Source organism: Novosphingobium sp. SL115, assembly GCF_026672515.1.
Taxonomy (GTDB): domain Bacteria; phylum Pseudomonadota; class Alphaproteobacteria; order Sphingomonadales; family Sphingomonadaceae; genus Novosphingobium.
Genome location: NZ_JAPPRG010000001.1, coordinates 235,972 through 251,488, shown reverse-complemented (window position 1 = coordinate 251,488; position 15,517 = coordinate 235,972). Strand labels below are relative to the sequence as shown.

Here is a 15,517-nt window from a genome sequence, read left to right as displayed (position 1 = left end):
CAATGTCCACCAGCGCCTGGAACCGGTTTCTCGACCTTGTCTTTGGCGATGCTGCGCGCGCCGAAACCATCGCGGTTGAGGCCGGCGCGCCGATGCTTTCGGACTGGCTGCCCTACCGCAGCTACGACCCCGCCACGCGGCTCTTTATCAACACCGCCAGCATGGGCTTCATTGTCGAGCTTGCGCCGATGGTCGGCGCCGACGAACGCACCGGCGACATTCTCACCCAGTTCCTGTCCGATGGGTTGCCTGCTGGCTGTGAAGTCCAGATCATCCATTGGCAAAGTCCGGCAACTGGCCTGCGCATCGCCGACTGGGTCATGCCCCGGGTCCTCGCCAAGGGCGTCTACGGTCGCGCCGCACAGCACCGGGCGCACTTCCTGCGGCGCAGCGCCTGGCGCTCGCTATCGCGCGATGCGCCGTACTGCCTGCGCCAGCATCGCGTCCTCGTCAGCATTGGCGCCCCGCTGCAATCGTCTGTCACCGCGTCCGAACTCGGCTCCGTCCGCGAGAGCCTTGGCGGTACTCTGCAGGCCCTCAACATTTCTTTCCGCGACATCGCCCCTGCCGAACTGATCGCGTTCCTGGGCGAGGTGCTCGCGCCCAGCGTCGACAACGCGGAAAGTGCGGACCTCTATTCACCGCTCGACCCGATCCACCAGCAGTGCGTAAGGCGTGACCTCGTCAGCGAAGTGTCTCCCGATCGTATCGTGCTCCGCTTGCCCGGTCGGACGAATGCCCAGAGGATAGCGGGGCAGGAAACATCCCCCTCAGACAACGAGCCCGACGCTTTCGACTGGCGCTTTTTCTCGGTCCGCCAGTTACCACGCCACTGGGCACCTTGGGACGTGCAGAAGCTGGTCGGCGATGTGCTCAACGACAAGTTGCGGTTTGGCTGCAATGTCCTGACCGTTCTTGGCTTCGTGCCGTCGGACGAGGAGGCGGCTGCTTCGCGCACCGGCCTCAAGGTCCTGCGCACCACCAGCCTGGCCGATTCCCGCTCGGCCCGATTCCTGCCGCAACTTGCCCAACAGCGCGACGAATGGCAGCACGTCCAGGCAGAAATGCGCGAGGGTCGCAAGCTCGTCCAGGCCTACTATGCGGTTGGCGCACTGTCGCCGCTCGGCAAGGGCAATGCCAACGAGCGCCTGCTAAAGTCGGTCTATCGGGCCGCGGGCTGGGACCTTGTCGAAGAGCGTTATCTTCAGGTCATGAGCCTGCTCTCGGCCATGCCCCTATCCCTGCCGAATGGCCTTTCCGGGGACCTCAGGCGGATGAAGCGCATGCGCACGATGCTGACCAATACGGCGGCAGCGATAGCGCCGCTCCAGGGCGAACACACCGGCGGTGCTGTCCCGCACATGCTGCTGGTGGGCAGACGCGGACAACCCTTCTTCTGGTCCCCGTTCCAGAACGGTGCCGGCAACCACAACGTCGCCGTCTTCGGCAAGTCGGGTTCGGGCAAGTCGGTCTTCCTCCAGGATGTCTGTGCTGCGCTGGCAGGTGCCGGCGCCAAGGTCATCGTGATCGATGACGGCCGTTCGTTCGAGCATATGGCCAAGGCCTTTGGCGGTGCCTTTGTCGAATTCCGGCTGTCGTCGGGGTTCTCGCTCAATCCTTTCGACATGATCGATGCCGATGCCCTGGACGGTGATGCCGATGGCGAGGACTACGAAGTCGAATGCCTCGCCATGCTCAAGGCCATCGTCGGGCAGATGGCCCGTCAGCAGGACCGCTTGTCCGACACCGAGCGCGGGTTGATCGACTCCGCCGTGAGCCAGGTGTGGTGCGAACACCGGCGCGAGGGCACGATCGATGCGATCGCTGCTGCCTTGCGCGCGATGCCCTCGGCGTTCGCAGCCGACCTTGCCGATGCGATGTCGCCGTTCCTCTCGGGCGGGACCTATGGGCGCTTCTTTACAGGGTCCTGCTCGATCGATCTCGCTGCCGACCTGACGGTCTTTGAACTGTCGGACTTGTCCTCGAAACCCGAACTGCGCTCGGTTGCCCTCACCGCCCTGATGTTCCTGACATTGCGCGTGATGCGCGATCTTGATCGCTCGATCCCCAAACTCACCATGATCGACGAGGCCTGGCAACTGCTCGGCGGTGGACAGATGGGCCAGGCGATCGAAACGTATGCCCGCACCTGTCGCAAATATGGCGGAGCGCTGGTCACCGCAACGCAGTCACTCAATGACTTCTACAAATCAGAAGGCTCGCTGGCGGCCCTGGAAAATAGCGACTGGTCGGTCGTGCTCCAGCAGAAGGAAGAGACAGTCAATGACCTGGCCCGGCACCAGCGCTTCGAGATGGATCGGCAGACCGAGGCGCTGATCCGCTCCCTCAAACGCAATGGCACCGAATACTCCGACGTCCTGATCAAGGGCCCCGAAACCCTGGCGGTCGGACGCCTCGTGCTCGATCCCTATTCGGCGACGCTCTATTCCTCGAGCCCCAAGGTCTTTTCGGCGATCGAGACGCTGGTGGGACAGGGGGTGCCGCTGGCCGATGCAGTCGAGCGCGTGGCGTTTCCGGATCTCACCGAGCCGACGTTCGTGGCGGAGCAAGCGCGATGATCCCCCCGCTTTCAGGAGAGTGCCCCGGACCGCTTGTTCGCCGGGCACGATCGTTTGCCCGCCGGGCACAGGGGGCCTGCCACGCAGGGCTATGCCTTGCCGGTTGGCTGCTGGTCACCCTGTGTTGCACCTGCGCTGCCTGGCTCGCGTTGTTCGTATGTTTGGGGCAGTTCAGCTTCGGCGGCACAGTGCTGCAGCTCGACAACTTCGCGAGCCGCTATCTTGCGGCGGACCTCGCACGGCAAGCGCACATTGGCGCCGTCTTCTGGCGCGCCAACGTCCTGCTTTTCCTTGTCATTGCTGTCCTGCGCCGTGGATCGCTGCCAACCACTTTCCCGACACGTGCGCCATCGCTGCAGAAGGAGCCGCGCCATGGATGACCGTCATAGGCCTGTGCAGGCAAGTCCCGGGCCACTGTTCGAAACAGACAGTTCACCAAACCCCAGCCCCACACAGCCCAGACCCACACAGCCCAGACCCACACAGCCCAGACCCACACAGCCCACCGTCGGCACGGCGGTCGCCTCGAGGCGGACAGGCAACTGGAGAATGACCGGGCTCGTTGGACTTGGCGTTGCCATCGGCTTGTGGGGCGCCTGGGTAACCCGTGAGGTAGCCAGGCCTGCTACAACGCCCAGGTTCGTGCGCGTCCAATTGTCGTCGATGATCGGCGAGTATGTCAGCGCGCAGGCACGGACGCAGACGCCGCCCGATACCGTGACTGCGCAAACCAAAGCCTTCATGCGCGCAGTCCAGGGCAATCTCGAGGCCCGCGGCGCGCAGGGTCAGGTGGTGCTCGTGGGCGAAGCCGTGCTGGCAGGCGATGTACCCGATGTGACCCAGGCCGTACGCCGGGAAGTCTATGCCCGTATTCCTGTGCCCGATGCCGGCAGTGGGGCAGGCAGCCCGGTCATGGACGCGATGCGCGAGGCAATGGCGCGGCCTGCTGGCAGGGCGAGGCCTGCGACGACATCGAAAGCGAGCGGTGAGTCCGATGTCGCTGCTCGCTGAGCTTGGGAAACCCTCCCGCCGTTGGCGGGCGATCGGCGGTCTAGGCCTGGCGCTCGTGGCAGGCTCGGCGCTGGCCGAATGGCGTGACGATCACGCGATCCTGATCAACACCACGCAATCCTTGCCCGAGTGGGCCTTCTTCATCGACAAGGGCCGGATGCCGCAGCGTGGCGAGCTCGTTGTCTTCGCCCCGCCTGACAATCCGCTGATTCGCGCGCACTTCGGACGCTCGCCCGCACCTTTTGCCAAGCGGGTGCTGGGCATGCCCGGCGACACAGTCGTTCACCGCGGCGAGAGCGTCGTGGTAGGCGGGGTGCCCGTCGCCAGGATGAAGCCGCGCACCACGCGCGGAGAAGCGCTCACGCCTGGCCCCACGGGGCGAGTCCCGCAAGACTGCTATTATGCCGGGACGGCCCATGAGGACGGCTTTGACAGCCGCTACGCAGAAGTCGGCTTCGTGTGCAGGGCACGCATCATCGGGGCAGGGGACGCGACGCTATGACCCGGTTGACCCCTGCGCTTGCAGCGCTTGGTGGCGCTGCCCTGCTCACGGCTTCGGCGCCCCTTGCCGCGATCGATCACGGCAGGTTGGGCGAGACTTTCCCGATCATCGAGACCGACATGCTGAGCGTCATTGCGACGCGGCTACGGAGCCTCGAGACATCAGGCGGCATCGCGCAACTGCAGGCAAGAATGCAGCGCGCAGCCGTTGCCAGCGTTCGCCGCCCTTCACCCTTGACAGGCATCACCCCTGCCGAACGTCCCCGCGAATGGCTATTCGATCCCTCGGTCATGCTCGAGCAGGACATCGTCGGTGCCAGGGGCGAGCGCATCGCGGCACAGGGAACCCGGGTCAATCCTTTGGCGCTTGTCCCGATGCCCGGCGCGCTCGTCTTCGTGGACGGACGCCGTGAGGAAGAGCTGGCCTGGGCAACGCGCCGCTTTGCTCCGGGCAAGGCCAAGATCGTGTTCGTTGCCGGATCACCATTCGATGCGATGAAACCGTTTCAGCGCAGGTTCTGGTTCGACCAGCGCGGCGCCCTCGTCACGCGTTTCGGCATCCGCCACACGCCTGCGGTCGTCACGGCAACCGACACGCACCTCAGGATTGCCGAGGTTCCCGTTCCTGACGGCCCTGAGCGCCATAGCGAGGTGCCCGGACAGGCCGGGCCGACAAAGCCTGCGCCTACCGATCGCGCACGCCAAGGACCCGCGTCATGACCAGAGTCTTGCTCGCGCTTCTGCCGTCGGCCGCGCTGTTTGTCGCGACAGTCTCGCCGGCGCATGCGGCGGGCGCGCCTTGCCATGGCACTTTCGTCAATCCGGTGACGGATGTGTGCTGGTCCTGCCTGTTTCCCTTGTCGGTGGGCGGTCTGGCAATCTGGAAGGGATCGCGACCGGACCCCAAGAACCCTTCGTTTCCGCTCTGTGCCTGCGGCAGTCCGATCCCGCGCATCGGAATTTCGATCGGCTTCTGGGAGCCGGCAAGGCTGGTCGATGTGACCAACAAGCCGTGGTGCTTTCCCAATCTTGGCGGCATCCGCCTCGATCCCGGCTTCGACATCGGTAGCGGTCATGTCCAGGGTGCAGGACAGGTCGGCGGCAAGGCACAGAACAGTTCGCAATGGCAGGCGCACTACTACGTCTACCCATTGCTCTACTGGATGGAGATCCTGACCGATTTCCTCTGTTTCGAGCAGACCACGTTCGATGTCGCCTATGTCACGGAACTCGATCCGCTGTGGCAGGACTCCGCGCTCACCTCGATCCTCAATCCTGAAGTCGCCTTGTTCGCCAACCCGGCCGCGACGGCAGCATGCGCGGCCGATTGCGTTGCGTCGACCGCCAAGCTCCCGATCGACCAGCTGTTCTGGTGCGCCGGGTGCAATGGCGCCATGTATCCCCTCAACGGTCACGTCGCCGCGCACGTCACCCCGGTCCAGGCCTCGCGCCTCGTCGCAACGCGCATGCTCTACAAGATGCATCGCAGTGGCCTTGCCTGGGGCACGATGGGCTCCAAGGCGCTCTGCGCGAAGTACCCGATGCCGGTCATGCGCAAGCAGCAGTATCGCCTGCAGATGACCAACCCCACGCCGACCGTCAAAGGCCGCGCTGCCTGCGCGCCACTTGGGGCCAGCACCATCAACCCGCAGACCGGCAAGAGCTATCCCGTCAAGGGCGAGGACTTTGGCTATCTTGCGTGGCGCAAGCGAAACTGTTGCGCCCTGTGACGCGCGTCGCTGCTAAAGGTGCCGAGCGCAAGCGGCGCGCTTCAGGACGAACGGCTGCAAGCATCGCGGTTCGTTTCGCCGGATTGGCGCTCCTGGCGGGCATGTCCGCGGCCATGGGCCAAAGCATCGAGGGGCTCGACCTTTCCGCCATTCGCGCGCGCAGTGCTGCCAGCCAGGACGAACTTGAAGCCCTGGTTGCTGCGGCGACAAAGACAGCCGAAGAACAGGCCACTGCGGCGGGGCAGGTCGGCGGACGAGCGCAGGGCCAGGCAGTTGCAGCATCGCCGCTGGCCGCTGCGGAGGCCCAACCGGGCCCCGTCGATTTCGAAGCAATCCTCGATGGCGCTGCCGCCAATGCCGCAGTACCAGAGGGGGAAGGGCCCTTGCTGATCGTCTTTGCCAGTTTGTCGATGCCGCAGGCGACCTTGCAGCGCCTGGTGCGCGATACGACCATGGCCGGAGGCCTGATCGTCTTCCGCGGTTTCCCGAACAACAGTGCCAGGGTCTTCGCCAAGGGGCTCTCCGGCGTGATCCGCGACCAGCGCGAACAAGCCCATATCGCGATCGATCCGCGGCTTTTTCGGGCCTTTCGGGTCGAGACCGCTCCCACATTCGTCGTGGCCGACGGCGCTTACGAACTGTGCGATGGTCTGGACTGCATCAACGCCCTGCCGCCACACGAGCGCATGGTCGGCAATGTCACGCTGGCTTATGCACTTGAGACTTTCGCCGAGACGCGAGGACAAGGCTCGGCCATTGCGCGTGTTGCTCTTGCCAGACTGGCAAAGGCGCAGCATCCATGACGCTGCGCGCAAGCTCTGCAGCATTGGTTGCAATCGCGCATCTTGTCTGCGCTTACAGCGCGCGGGGCCAAGTCGTTGTTCCGCCACCCGACGATCTACTCGAAGCGCTGCCGGCGCTGCCTCCGGAGGCCGGACAACCCGCTTCTTCGCCCGAACCGACATTATCCGCCACCGCCACTCCCATGCCGCCCCCATCCGCGACGACACCTCAGCAGGCCCGTGACGAGGCCCGGCAACTGGGTAGCGCCTTGCGCCAGACCTATCAGGGAATACCGACGGCTTCAGGGGCTGCGGCGCGGGTGCCGGGCTATTCCGCCAGCTACCCGCAAGCGACACAGTACTACGATCATGCCGATGCTCTGGCGTCGGACGGCGCTGTGGCCGCAGGCCGAAGCGAGGCCTGGCGCACCGCCAATTCAACGTCTCGGCCACGAGTCGACGTCCGCCGCGAAGACCTTTCGCGCGCTGCTGCCATTGCCAAGGATCCGGAGCGCTACGTCGATGGCATGACAGCCGATGGCAGTGGCGGCGCCTGCACGCCACTGCCATCCGGAACCACCGAGCCCTCCAGCGTGGAGATGACTTGCAATCTCGGAACCAGCATCGTCGATCATGACGCAAGCTGCAGAACCACGCTCGAGGTCAAGCCATGGGAAGCGCTGTCCTACCAGTACGTCTGCGTGTCCTCGCCCAGTTACGAGGGCTGTTCGGCCCTTGCTGGCGCTGCGCAGTGCCGCAGTACCGGGACCACGCCGGTGCCTGAGTACAATCTCACCGTCACATCCTACACTTGCGACGCGCTGGTGTCCGATCCAGACGCGTTCCTCATCGGCACGACGACCGCGCCGCCGCCGGCAGGAGCATTCGAAGCCAGCGGCCACATCTATCGTTGCAACCGATCCGGCCTCTCCCGGGCTCTGGCCCTCGATCCGTCCAGTGGTGCTCCAACGCAATACCTGACCGACTTGCAGCAATGCACCGAACAGCTGGCCGCGCCATCCTGTATGCGCACCGAGGCGGGCCCTGTCGGTCTGGACCAGCGGCAACTTTGCCTGTCGTGGGATTTCGAAGGCGACCCGGTGGCCCGCGGCAAGTTGCGTTGCCTCGTGACTGCCCCTGCCGAAGAGGTCTATGCGTGCAGCACGCTTGTGCCTGATCTGCTGCCAGAGCGCAGCGAGCGGCGCTGGTTCACTGCCGGTTGGTCGGAGAGCGCCTGTACAGCCGATCCCGTCAAATGCACATCAACCGGCGAGACCTGCAGTGCTCCGGATCAGACCCGCGTCATTGCCGGCATTCCCATCCGCCAGGCTTGCTGGGAGAAGACCCGCACCTGGCAATGCCAGGAGGTGGTCGGCGGCAACAGCGATTGCGCCAGTATCGAGGCAACCCAGGGGTGCCGGCAAACGAGCGAGAGTTGCCTCGACGACCCCCCTGCTGCCGACGGATCGTGCCAGGTCCGCGAGCGGAGCTACGCATGCCCCATTCCGGGTTCCGGCTCCGCTCCCCAGCAATATCTGTGCTCGGGCGATATCTATTGCCTGAACGGTGAGTGCGAGACGGTCGAGCGCGAAGCTTCCGACGAGTTCAAGGACGCCCTGGTCGGACTCCATGCCCTGGGGCAGGCCAATGCGGAATTCAGCGAGACCGACCTGTCGCTGTTCAAGGGCACGCGCGAGACTTGTGCCAGGAAAATCTTCGGCATCTCGAACTGCTGCACCGGCAAGGGCGCACCGATCCTGACCCCCTGGCTATGCAGCGCTGCCGAACAGCAACTCGACAAGAAGGACGACGCAGGCCTGTGCCACAAGGTCGGGACCTACTGCTCGTCCAAGGTCCTTGGCGTCTGCGTGACCAAGCGCGATGCCTATTGCTGCTTTGCCTCGAAGCTGACCCGCATGCTCCAGGAACAGGGCAGGGTGCAACTGCGCAAGCCATGGGCGGCACCCAAGAGCGAAAGTTGCGCCGGCTTCAGTGTGTTCGAATTCCAGCAGCTTGATCTCTCGGCCATGAACTTTGCCGAGATCTACGCCGATTTTACCGAGGCTGCCCGCCTGCCCGAGGAAGCCGCCATGCTGGTCGAGGTCCAGAAGAAGATCAGCGAATTCTACGCACAAGCGCCGCAGTGATCCTGTTCGCACCCACCAGTTGAAAGGAGCATGCCATGTCAAACTCGACTGCAACCATCGGGTCGCTCGGCGTCCTTGGCCTGGCGATTGCTGTCGTCTGTGCGCCAGGCGCGCGCGCAGCAGCGGACGACGTGAGCGATATCGAAATCCGCCATCAGGCGGATGCGCTTTACTGTACTGAGCGCCAGCTCGGCACCTGGTTCTACTGCGACCGCCCCAAAAGCGATCGCGCTACAGCGCGCCCCGCCCCATCGCCCCGCGCAACGCTGGCCGCGATCGGGGCCGAGCTCGAGGAGCGCAAGGCGAGGGCCATTCTCGAACCCACCCCAGAGAACGTCACGTCCTATATCCGCTTCCAGCGCGCGCAGCTCGATCGCTCCTCGACGTTCGCCGATGTCTGGCAGCGCGCCCTGTGGCAGAATCCCGGGCTCGACTACACCTTGCAGCGGCCGGTATCGACGCTGGGCAAGCGCGCCTGGCTGGACCAGCGCAAGGGTGAGCGCGACCGGCTCATGGCCGATATCTCCCGCCGCTACGGCGTCTTCTATTTCTTTTCGTCGAGCTGCGGCGCCTGCGATATCTTTGCCCCGATCCTCAAGGCGGTAAGCAATCGCTATGCCTTTCCGGTCCTGGCGGTGTCGATGGATGGCGGTCCCTCGACGACCTTTCGCGACTACATGGTCGACACCGGACAATATGCGCGTCTCGGCCTCGGTAGCGACCGGCAAGTACCGGCCCTGGTCCTGTTCGACAGCCTAACCCGCCGCCCCATGCCGATCGGCTATGGCATTCTCAGCCAGGACGAGATCCTCGACCGGGTGTTCCAGCTGACCACGGTCAAGAGCGGGAGCGACTTCTGATGAAGCGCCTGTTCCCTCGCCCCAAGACCTTGCACCGACGCCTGACAGGCGCTGTTGCCGTCGCCGCTCTTCTTCTCGGCAGTCCGATGTCTGCGCGGGCCGGTGTCGAAGGCGAGATGTCGACATTCATGAGCGAAATGGGCGCCGCAGCCAATGTCACCGGGCCCAGCGCCTATCGCGGGCAATCGGCGGGATACTACTCGATGGGCTCGGTCTGGTCGCGCTTTCCCCAGAAGAGTATCCAGCCCTTCAACCTGCAATTGCCCCATGCCCGTGCAGGCTGCGGCGGGATCGACCTGTTTTCCGGGTCCTTTTCGTTCATCAACACCGCCGAACTCGTTGCGATGATGAAGGCGACGGCCAACAATGCCCTCGGCTTTGCCTTCAAGCTCGCGATCGACACGATCTCCCCGGAAATCGGCAAGGTCATGGATGAGCTGGCCCAGAAGGTGCAGCAGATGAACCAGATGAACATTGCCAGCTGCGAAACCGCGCAGGCGCTGGTTGGCGGTCTGTGGCCAACCAGCGACACCGCCTCCTCGGTGGTCTGCGAGGCGATTGCCAATAGTCAGGGTGCCGTCGCCGACTGGGCGCGAGCACGACAGCAATGCAACAACGGCGGGCAGCGCGAGAGCCTCAAGGCCGCCAATTCCGATCCCGCCATGGGCGAACTTGCCGGCATGCCCAACAATTACACCTGGAAGGCGCTTTCGCGAAAATACGGCGGCTTCGACACCCAGTTCCGCGAGTTCCTGATGACGCTTGTCGGCACGGTAATCTACGATCCTGCGGGCGCGGACGGAAAGCCGCGCGTCCAGTTCATCGGCCCTGCCGACGCCGCACTGATCTCGGCCATGCTCGACGGGACGGCCGCAAGCCCGCACAAGGTGCTGAGCTGCGGCAGCGACAGCGCCACCTGCATGCGCCCTGTCGAAACGCAGATGGTCATCGGGCCCAACGCCGCGATCAAGGCGCGCGTTCGCACCCTCATCGAAAGCATGGCGCGCAAGGTCCGCGATCCTGGCGCAGCGCTCACGCCGGCTGAAGTGCAGCTGCTCGGTATGGCCAGCGTACCCGTCTACAAGATTATTACGGTCAGTGCCGCGGCCGAGTTCGGCATATCAGCCCAGGAACTAAACGATCTTTCCGAGATCGTCGCGGTCGACCTTGTCACCACCATGACCATGCGCTTCATCGACATGGCGGTGAACGCGCGCTCGGACTTCAACGGGGCCGACGCCGATTCCTTGCGGGAATGGCGCGAGGGCCTTTACGAAACCCGCCGCAACTTTCTCGGGATCGCAGCGCGCACGTCGCAGCGCTTCGATCAGACATTCGCCCTGATCCAGCGCACGCAGATGCTCGAGAAGAGCCTGCGCAGCCAGCTCTCGCCGCAGATGGCAGCAGCCCTGCGCTTCTCGAGGTCGCTCGGGACCCAGCTCCAGTAGCGCCGAACAGACAGCCAAGGCCCGAGGGGAAGGGGAGGAGGTAGCACATGCTCGAAGTCTTCACGGTCGGCGGCGGTGAATTTCTCGTCAACACCTTCAACGCCGTGGCGGCCTGGACCGGCTCGGGGGGCTTTCGCTCGCTGCTCAGCGTCTGCATGGTCATGGGGCTTACTTATGCCCTGCTGATTACCGCGATGGATCTCGACTGGCGCGTGTGGCTGCGCTGGTTCATCCAGTCGATGCTCATCTATCTCGTGCTGATGGTCCCGACCGTCACCGTCAAGGTCACCGACCGGATCAACGCTGGGCTAGCGCCGGCAACGGTCGCCAACGTGCCAATCGGCCTTGGCATGATGGCTTCCTTCACCAGCCAGATCAGCGATTACTTTACCCGCACCGCCGAGACGGTCTTCGTCATGCCCTCAGCGCTCAATTACTCCACCGGCGGCTATGTCTACGGCGCCAAGCTCTGGGACAAGACGCGCACCTTCGAGATCCGAGATCCTGTGTTTCGCGCAAATCTCGACAGCTTCCTCAAGCAATGCGCCTATTACGACATCCTGCTTGGCACCCGGAGCCTCAAGCTCCTGTCGGAGTCCAGCGATCTGTGGGCCGATCTCGGGGTCAACGCGGCGACCAATCGCGGCATGAAGTTCCTGACCGACAATGGCGGCACCACGGACATCGAGGGCAAGACCTGCGCGCAAGGCTGGCAGGCTCTGAATGCGCAATGGAACGCGCAGGTCGATGCCGCAGCTCTGCCCTTTGCGCGCACGCTCTATCCCAAGCTCACGGCGGCAACCGCAAGCGGCAAGCTTGCTGCGGATTTGCCGGTCATTGCGCAATTGCTGACAGGCTCATCTGCCTCCCGCAACCAGATCCTGCGCCAGAAAAGCATGATCGATGCTTTCGAAGCCGCGCAACTGGATTTCGGAAACGTGGATTCGGACGCTTTCGCGCTGCAGCGCGCGGACATCCAGGCTCGCAATGCCATGACGACAGCGGCAGAACAGAGCCTGATCTGGATCCCCGTTCTCAATGTCGTGCTCACGGTGGTGTTCTATGCCCTTTTCCCGGTGGTCTTCCCGCTGCTGCTGATGCCTCGGACCGGCATTGCGACGCTGAAGGGCTACTTCGCCGGCTTCTTCTACCTGGCAGCCTGGGGACCGATCTACGTCCTGATCCACAGCTTCGTCATGGACCGGCTCGCGGCGCAATCGCGCGCGCTGGCAAGCTCGGGCGTTACACTTGGGAACTGGTCCGGCATCACCAGCGTCAACCAGGACGTTGCCACGATGGCCGGCTTCCTGATGATGTCGGTACCAGTGCTGGCACTCATGGTCATGCGCGGTACCTTGTCCGTTGCCCACAGCATGGGCTCGATGCTTGACGCAGCGCAAGGAGCAGCCGACGCCGCTGCCGCTGAGAGGACGACGGGCAATTATGCTTTCGGAGACGTCAGCTACGGCAATCTCAACAGCGGCAACGTCCAGACGTCGCAATGGAACACGGCACCGAACCTCACGGCCGGAGCGGCACATTCCGCCTCGCGCGGCGACGATGGCCGGGTCAATCATGGCTACGGGTCTGGACGGAGCGTGGTCGACACCAGTGGCGCGATCTCGCAGCTGCCATTCAAGGCAACGATGACCAGCGGCTATGCCGCGGACTTGCGCAACCAGGGACAGTGGTACCTCAATGAAGCGGACCGGATTGAAAATGGGGCCTCGACGACATGGTCGAGTTCGCGCGGACGCTTTGGCAGCACTGTCGAAGCAGCGAGCGAAGTGTCGGGACGCCGACAGGAAAGCGGTCAGCGCATATCCGACACCAACAACCTGACCGGTTCGGTGAGCGTCGAGGGCGCAACCGGCCATACAAGCAGACAGGTTTACAGCAACGACCTGATCCTGCGCGAAGGCAACAGCCGCAGCTCGGGCACGTTCGAACAATCCGCCAGCGGCACTACGGCAAATGCGAGCGCAACGGCCTCGCTCGGGGTGGGAGGCGGACGCGGTGGCAATGCGAGCATCGGTGCTCAAGGAGCGTTGTTTGCTAGAAGCGAGGCTGGACACGATAGTCGAACCACCCACGACAGATCTGCTGCAAACCAGGTGACCAAGGGATCAAGTGACACCGACGAGGTCAGCTATCGGACGATCGTCAGTGGATCGAGCCAAGAGACACGATCAGACGGGACGTTTGACCAGAGCTCGAAGTATGGTGATCGCAGTAGCTCCAGCACGACAAGCTCCGGCAACGACTGGCGCACTTCGGAGGCCGACGAGCGACGCGAAGCTGCAGCGCGCTACCGCGAGATCGGCAATCGCATGCTTACCGAAGCAAGCTACGCGCAATCCCGCGGCTTCCAGATCTCCGACGACCTCTCCAACTTGATTCAGGATCGCTACGAAGCGCTTAGGCAGGACCATCCGGAGTGGCACCTGCCAGAGCTGTCGGACCCCAACCTCGGATATCGGGACCTGGCAAGGCGCGATGCTGCAGTCACGCTGGCCATGGACGATCTGATGAGCGACCTTCGAGCGCAACGGATCACCGAACTTTCCGATGTGAAGGGATTAGCGGGCACAGGTAGCCTCGGCACACACGACGAACTGGGTGGACCAGCCACCTTGCCCGCCAGCCTTGGCTATCGCACATCGCCCCTGATCATTCCACCCGTCTTGCGCTCGATCCCGGTCGGACCCGACGACAAGGTGGACGGTGCCCGGGCCGCTGCGGCTCTCGGGATATCGATCAAGCCGGGAGCGAACCTGTCCCAGCTGCATCGGGACATGGTGCCGGCCATGACTGCTGTGGCTGCGGAAGCCCGAGCGCTCGGTTTGCCCAAGCCCGTGATTACCTCAGGCAATGACAGCAAACAGCATGTCGACGGTTCGCGCCACTACCAGGATCGCGCGCTCGACTTCCGTGGTAACAGGATTTCAACGGAGCAGGGAAATGCGTGGGCGCGCAGCGTGCAGGCAAAACTTGGGGACGATTACACCGTCCAGTTTGAGCAGTTTCCATCACGTCCTGCCCGAAACCACCTTCATGTTGCCAAACGGTAGTGGCTGGTATCTCAATCGAACATATTCGATTGAGATACCAGAAAGAATACCAACACGATGAAAAGGGCTGAGAAAACCACCCGTTCAATGGTTCTGTCGTTGGCATGCGGATATGATTGCGCTGCTTGCGGCGATGAAAGGCCAGTTACTGGATCGCTCGCAAAGTCACGACAGGATAAAGGCTTGCCATCAACGCCATACTCATTGAATTTCAGGGCTCATCTCCAAGAGAAATCTTGCCAGAAACTTGAGATTTCGCAATCTTATCATGCCCCTAATCGCAAAAATTGCTAAGCGATGCCCGACTTGGTCGCATGCTCGCCGGTAACTCGAGCGACAAATTCAACCGCCAGCTGATCCGGCAGGTTCTTGTAAGCACGCAGGACTACCCTTTCCCCGCAGAGAAGTTCGCTCTGATCCACCAGCTCAAGATCGAGCCGCCAGACAACGCCGTCGTCGTCACGGAGAAGGTAGCCGCGTGCGCCCGCCTCCAGAATGCCTGAGATCGTTATGGAGGTCGGGCTCATCGCACTTTCCTGGTGTTCACGAAGAGGGGGGCTGCATGGTCCAAAGCCGAACCTTTAAATGCCTGTTTTTGTGCTATCCGGACAAAGCCAACTCACCTTGACGGACAGGCTCGGCTCCACATCGCGGTCTTTATCCAAACAGGGTCTTGGCCTGAACGGCGCGTCACCAGTCAGGCTCCTGCCGCAAGCCCCTTACGCTGGATAATCGAAAGCAACCTCAGCGCTGGGCCGCCCGGCCGCTTCTTTCCGCGCTCCCAGTCGGATACAAGGTTCTTCGAAACATTGAGATAGCGCGCGAACACCGGCTGCGAAACGTGTTCCGCGTCGCGGATTGCTTTAATCTGATCTGGATCGAGCGGAATTGCCGGGGACAGACAAGCGTCATCGAACTCATGCAGAGTTGGCTTGTCGATGACTCCGGCATCATGGAGTCCTTCGATCATCTCGTGGACGGCCGCGAGCGCACTGCTCTTATAGGTCCTGGGCATCGTCATTCATCTTGAGCAGTCTCTCTTCGCAGACCTCGATAACAAACTGTGCTTGCGTCACGCGAGCACAATCTGCGCTGTCTATCTCAAGGTTTGAGCTCAAGGCACTGAAATTGATCCCTCGGTCCTGCCAACAATAGGCTAAGATTGCCCGTAGCTATAGCAGAAGGGCACCGTGTAGGGTGTGCCTGTCAAGTCCGATTATCCAGACGCAGGTTCGGCATGTTGGCCACTTCCTAATCCGGACAAAAAAGCGAGGTTTTCTGCGGCCTTGGGCGGGCAAGCGGCAATCGAGCGTACCAACTCCCGATTCTTGGTAGGCCGCTTTTGTTCCCTGAAAGTTCCGGATTGGGGACCAAATAGCCATCAACGG

The 15,517-nt window shown here is 63.0% G+C and carries 13 protein-coding genes; 11 read left to right on the top strand and 2 right to left on the bottom strand.

The window, feature by feature from the left end; genetic code table 11:
• Positions 1–2: 2 nt before the first annotated feature.
• The 11 genes from traC (at position 3) to OVA07_RS01080 (ending at position 14,129) form a co-directional block, all read left to right on the top strand.
• Positions 3–2,579: a type IV secretion system protein TraC gene (traC, locus tag OVA07_RS01130; protein ID WP_268169630.1), complete on the top strand. Its 2,577-nt coding sequence runs from the start codon at positions 3–5 to the stop codon at positions 2,577–2,579.
• A 188-nt stretch (positions 2,580–2,767) separates the two neighbouring features.
• The gene (locus tag OVA07_RS01125; RefSeq protein ID WP_268169629.1) at positions 2,768–2,959 is read left to right on the top strand and encodes a hypothetical protein; all 192 of its coding nucleotides are present in this window, start codon (positions 2,768–2,770) and stop codon (positions 2,957–2,959) included.
• Between the two features lie 169 nt (positions 2,960–3,128).
• Positions 3,129–3,590: a TrbI F-type domain-containing protein gene (locus tag OVA07_RS01120; protein WP_268169628.1), complete on the top strand. Its 462-nt coding sequence runs from the start codon at positions 3,129–3,131 to the stop codon at positions 3,588–3,590.
• Positions 3,574–4,092 (top strand): S26 family signal peptidase, encoded by a 519-nt coding sequence (locus OVA07_RS01115; RefSeq protein WP_268169627.1) that lies wholly within the window; start codon positions 3,574–3,576, stop codon positions 4,090–4,092. Before OVA07_RS01120 ends, OVA07_RS01115 begins: the two co-directional genes overlap by 17 nt.
• Positions 4,089–4,811, top strand: coding sequence for a type-F conjugative transfer system protein TraW (gene traW, locus OVA07_RS01110; protein WP_268169626.1), 723 nt, complete (start codon positions 4,089–4,091; stop codon positions 4,809–4,811). The genes OVA07_RS01115 and traW overlap by 4 nt, the downstream gene beginning before the upstream one ends.
• Positions 4,808–5,821 (top strand): conjugal transfer pilus assembly protein TraU, encoded by a 1,014-nt coding sequence (gene traU / locus OVA07_RS01105; RefSeq protein ID WP_268169625.1) that lies wholly within the window; start codon positions 4,808–4,810, stop codon positions 5,819–5,821. The genes traW and traU overlap by 4 nt, the downstream gene beginning before the upstream one ends.
• Positions 5,791–6,624, top strand: a complete 834-nt coding sequence (trbC, locus tag OVA07_RS01100; RefSeq protein ID WP_268169624.1) for a type-F conjugative transfer system pilin assembly protein TrbC — start codon at positions 5,791–5,793, stop codon at positions 6,622–6,624. The genes traU and trbC overlap by 31 nt, the downstream gene beginning before the upstream one ends.
• Positions 6,621–8,750, top strand: coding sequence for a conjugal transfer protein TraN (locus tag OVA07_RS01095; RefSeq protein ID WP_268169623.1), 2,130 nt, complete (start codon positions 6,621–6,623; stop codon positions 8,748–8,750). Before trbC ends, OVA07_RS01095 begins: the two co-directional genes overlap by 4 nt.
• A 35-nt stretch (positions 8,751–8,785) precedes the next feature.
• Positions 8,786–9,610 carry a conjugal transfer protein TraF gene (gene traF, locus OVA07_RS01090; protein ID WP_268169622.1) on the top strand — a complete coding sequence of 275 codons (825 nt, stop codon included), beginning with the start codon at positions 8,786–8,788 and terminating at the stop codon, positions 9,608–9,610.
• Positions 9,610–11,058, top strand: a complete 1,449-nt coding sequence (locus tag OVA07_RS01085; RefSeq protein ID WP_268169621.1) for a conjugal transfer protein TraH — start codon at positions 9,610–9,612, stop codon at positions 11,056–11,058. Before traF ends, OVA07_RS01085 begins: the two co-directional genes overlap by 1 nt.
• A 47-nt stretch (positions 11,059–11,105) precedes the next feature.
• The gene (locus OVA07_RS01080; protein ID WP_268169620.1) at positions 11,106–14,129 is read left to right on the top strand and encodes a conjugal transfer protein TraG N-terminal domain-containing protein; all 3,024 of its coding nucleotides are present in this window, start codon (positions 11,106–11,108) and stop codon (positions 14,127–14,129) included.
• Between the two features lie 290 nt (positions 14,130–14,419).
• On the opposite strand, the gene OVA07_RS01075 is transcribed toward OVA07_RS01080, so the two are convergent.
• Together OVA07_RS01075 and OVA07_RS01070 are read right to left on the bottom strand one after the other, a co-directional pair.
• Positions 14,420–14,656 carry a DUF5818 domain-containing protein gene (locus tag OVA07_RS01075; RefSeq protein ID WP_268169619.1) on the bottom strand — a complete coding sequence of 79 codons (237 nt, stop codon included), beginning with the start codon at positions 14,654–14,656 and terminating at the stop codon, positions 14,420–14,422.
• Between the two features lie 170 nt (positions 14,657–14,826).
• Positions 14,827–15,144: a helix-turn-helix domain-containing protein gene (locus OVA07_RS01070; RefSeq protein WP_268169618.1), complete on the bottom strand. Its 318-nt coding sequence runs from the start codon at positions 15,142–15,144 to the stop codon at positions 14,827–14,829.
• Positions 15,145–15,517: the final 373 nt, after the last annotated feature.

Excerpts from the sequence above, each read along its gene's own strand:
- traF (WP_268169622.1), top strand. The coding sequence starts at position 8,786 with ATGTCAAACTCGACTGCAACCATCGGGTCGCTCGGCGTCCTTGGCCTG.
- OVA07_RS01070 (WP_268169618.1), bottom strand. The coding sequence starts at position 15,144 with ATGCCCAGGACCTATAAGAGCAGTGCGCTCGCGGCCGTCCACGAGATG.
- OVA07_RS01085 (WP_268169621.1), top strand. The coding sequence starts at position 9,610 with ATGAAGCGCCTGTTCCCTCGCCCCAAGACCTTGCACCGACGCCTGACA.
- OVA07_RS01120 (WP_268169628.1), top strand. The coding sequence starts at position 3,129 with ATGACCGGGCTCGTTGGACTTGGCGTTGCCATCGGCTTGTGGGGCGCC.
- traC (WP_268169630.1), top strand. The coding sequence starts at position 3 with ATGTCCACCAGCGCCTGGAACCGGTTTCTCGACCTTGTCTTTGGCGAT.
- OVA07_RS01075 (WP_268169619.1), bottom strand. The coding sequence starts at position 14,656 with ATGAGCCCGACCTCCATAACGATCTCAGGCATTCTGGAGGCGGGCGCA.
- traW (WP_268169626.1), top strand. The coding sequence starts at position 4,089 with ATGACCCGGTTGACCCCTGCGCTTGCAGCGCTTGGTGGCGCTGCCCTG.
- OVA07_RS01095 (WP_268169623.1), top strand. The coding sequence starts at position 6,621 with ATGACGCTGCGCGCAAGCTCTGCAGCATTGGTTGCAATCGCGCATCTT.
- OVA07_RS01080 (WP_268169620.1), top strand. The coding sequence starts at position 11,106 with ATGCTCGAAGTCTTCACGGTCGGCGGCGGTGAATTTCTCGTCAACACC.
- traU (WP_268169625.1), top strand. The coding sequence starts at position 4,808 with ATGACCAGAGTCTTGCTCGCGCTTCTGCCGTCGGCCGCGCTGTTTGTC.
- OVA07_RS01115 (WP_268169627.1), top strand. The coding sequence starts at position 3,574 with ATGTCGCTGCTCGCTGAGCTTGGGAAACCCTCCCGCCGTTGGCGGGCG.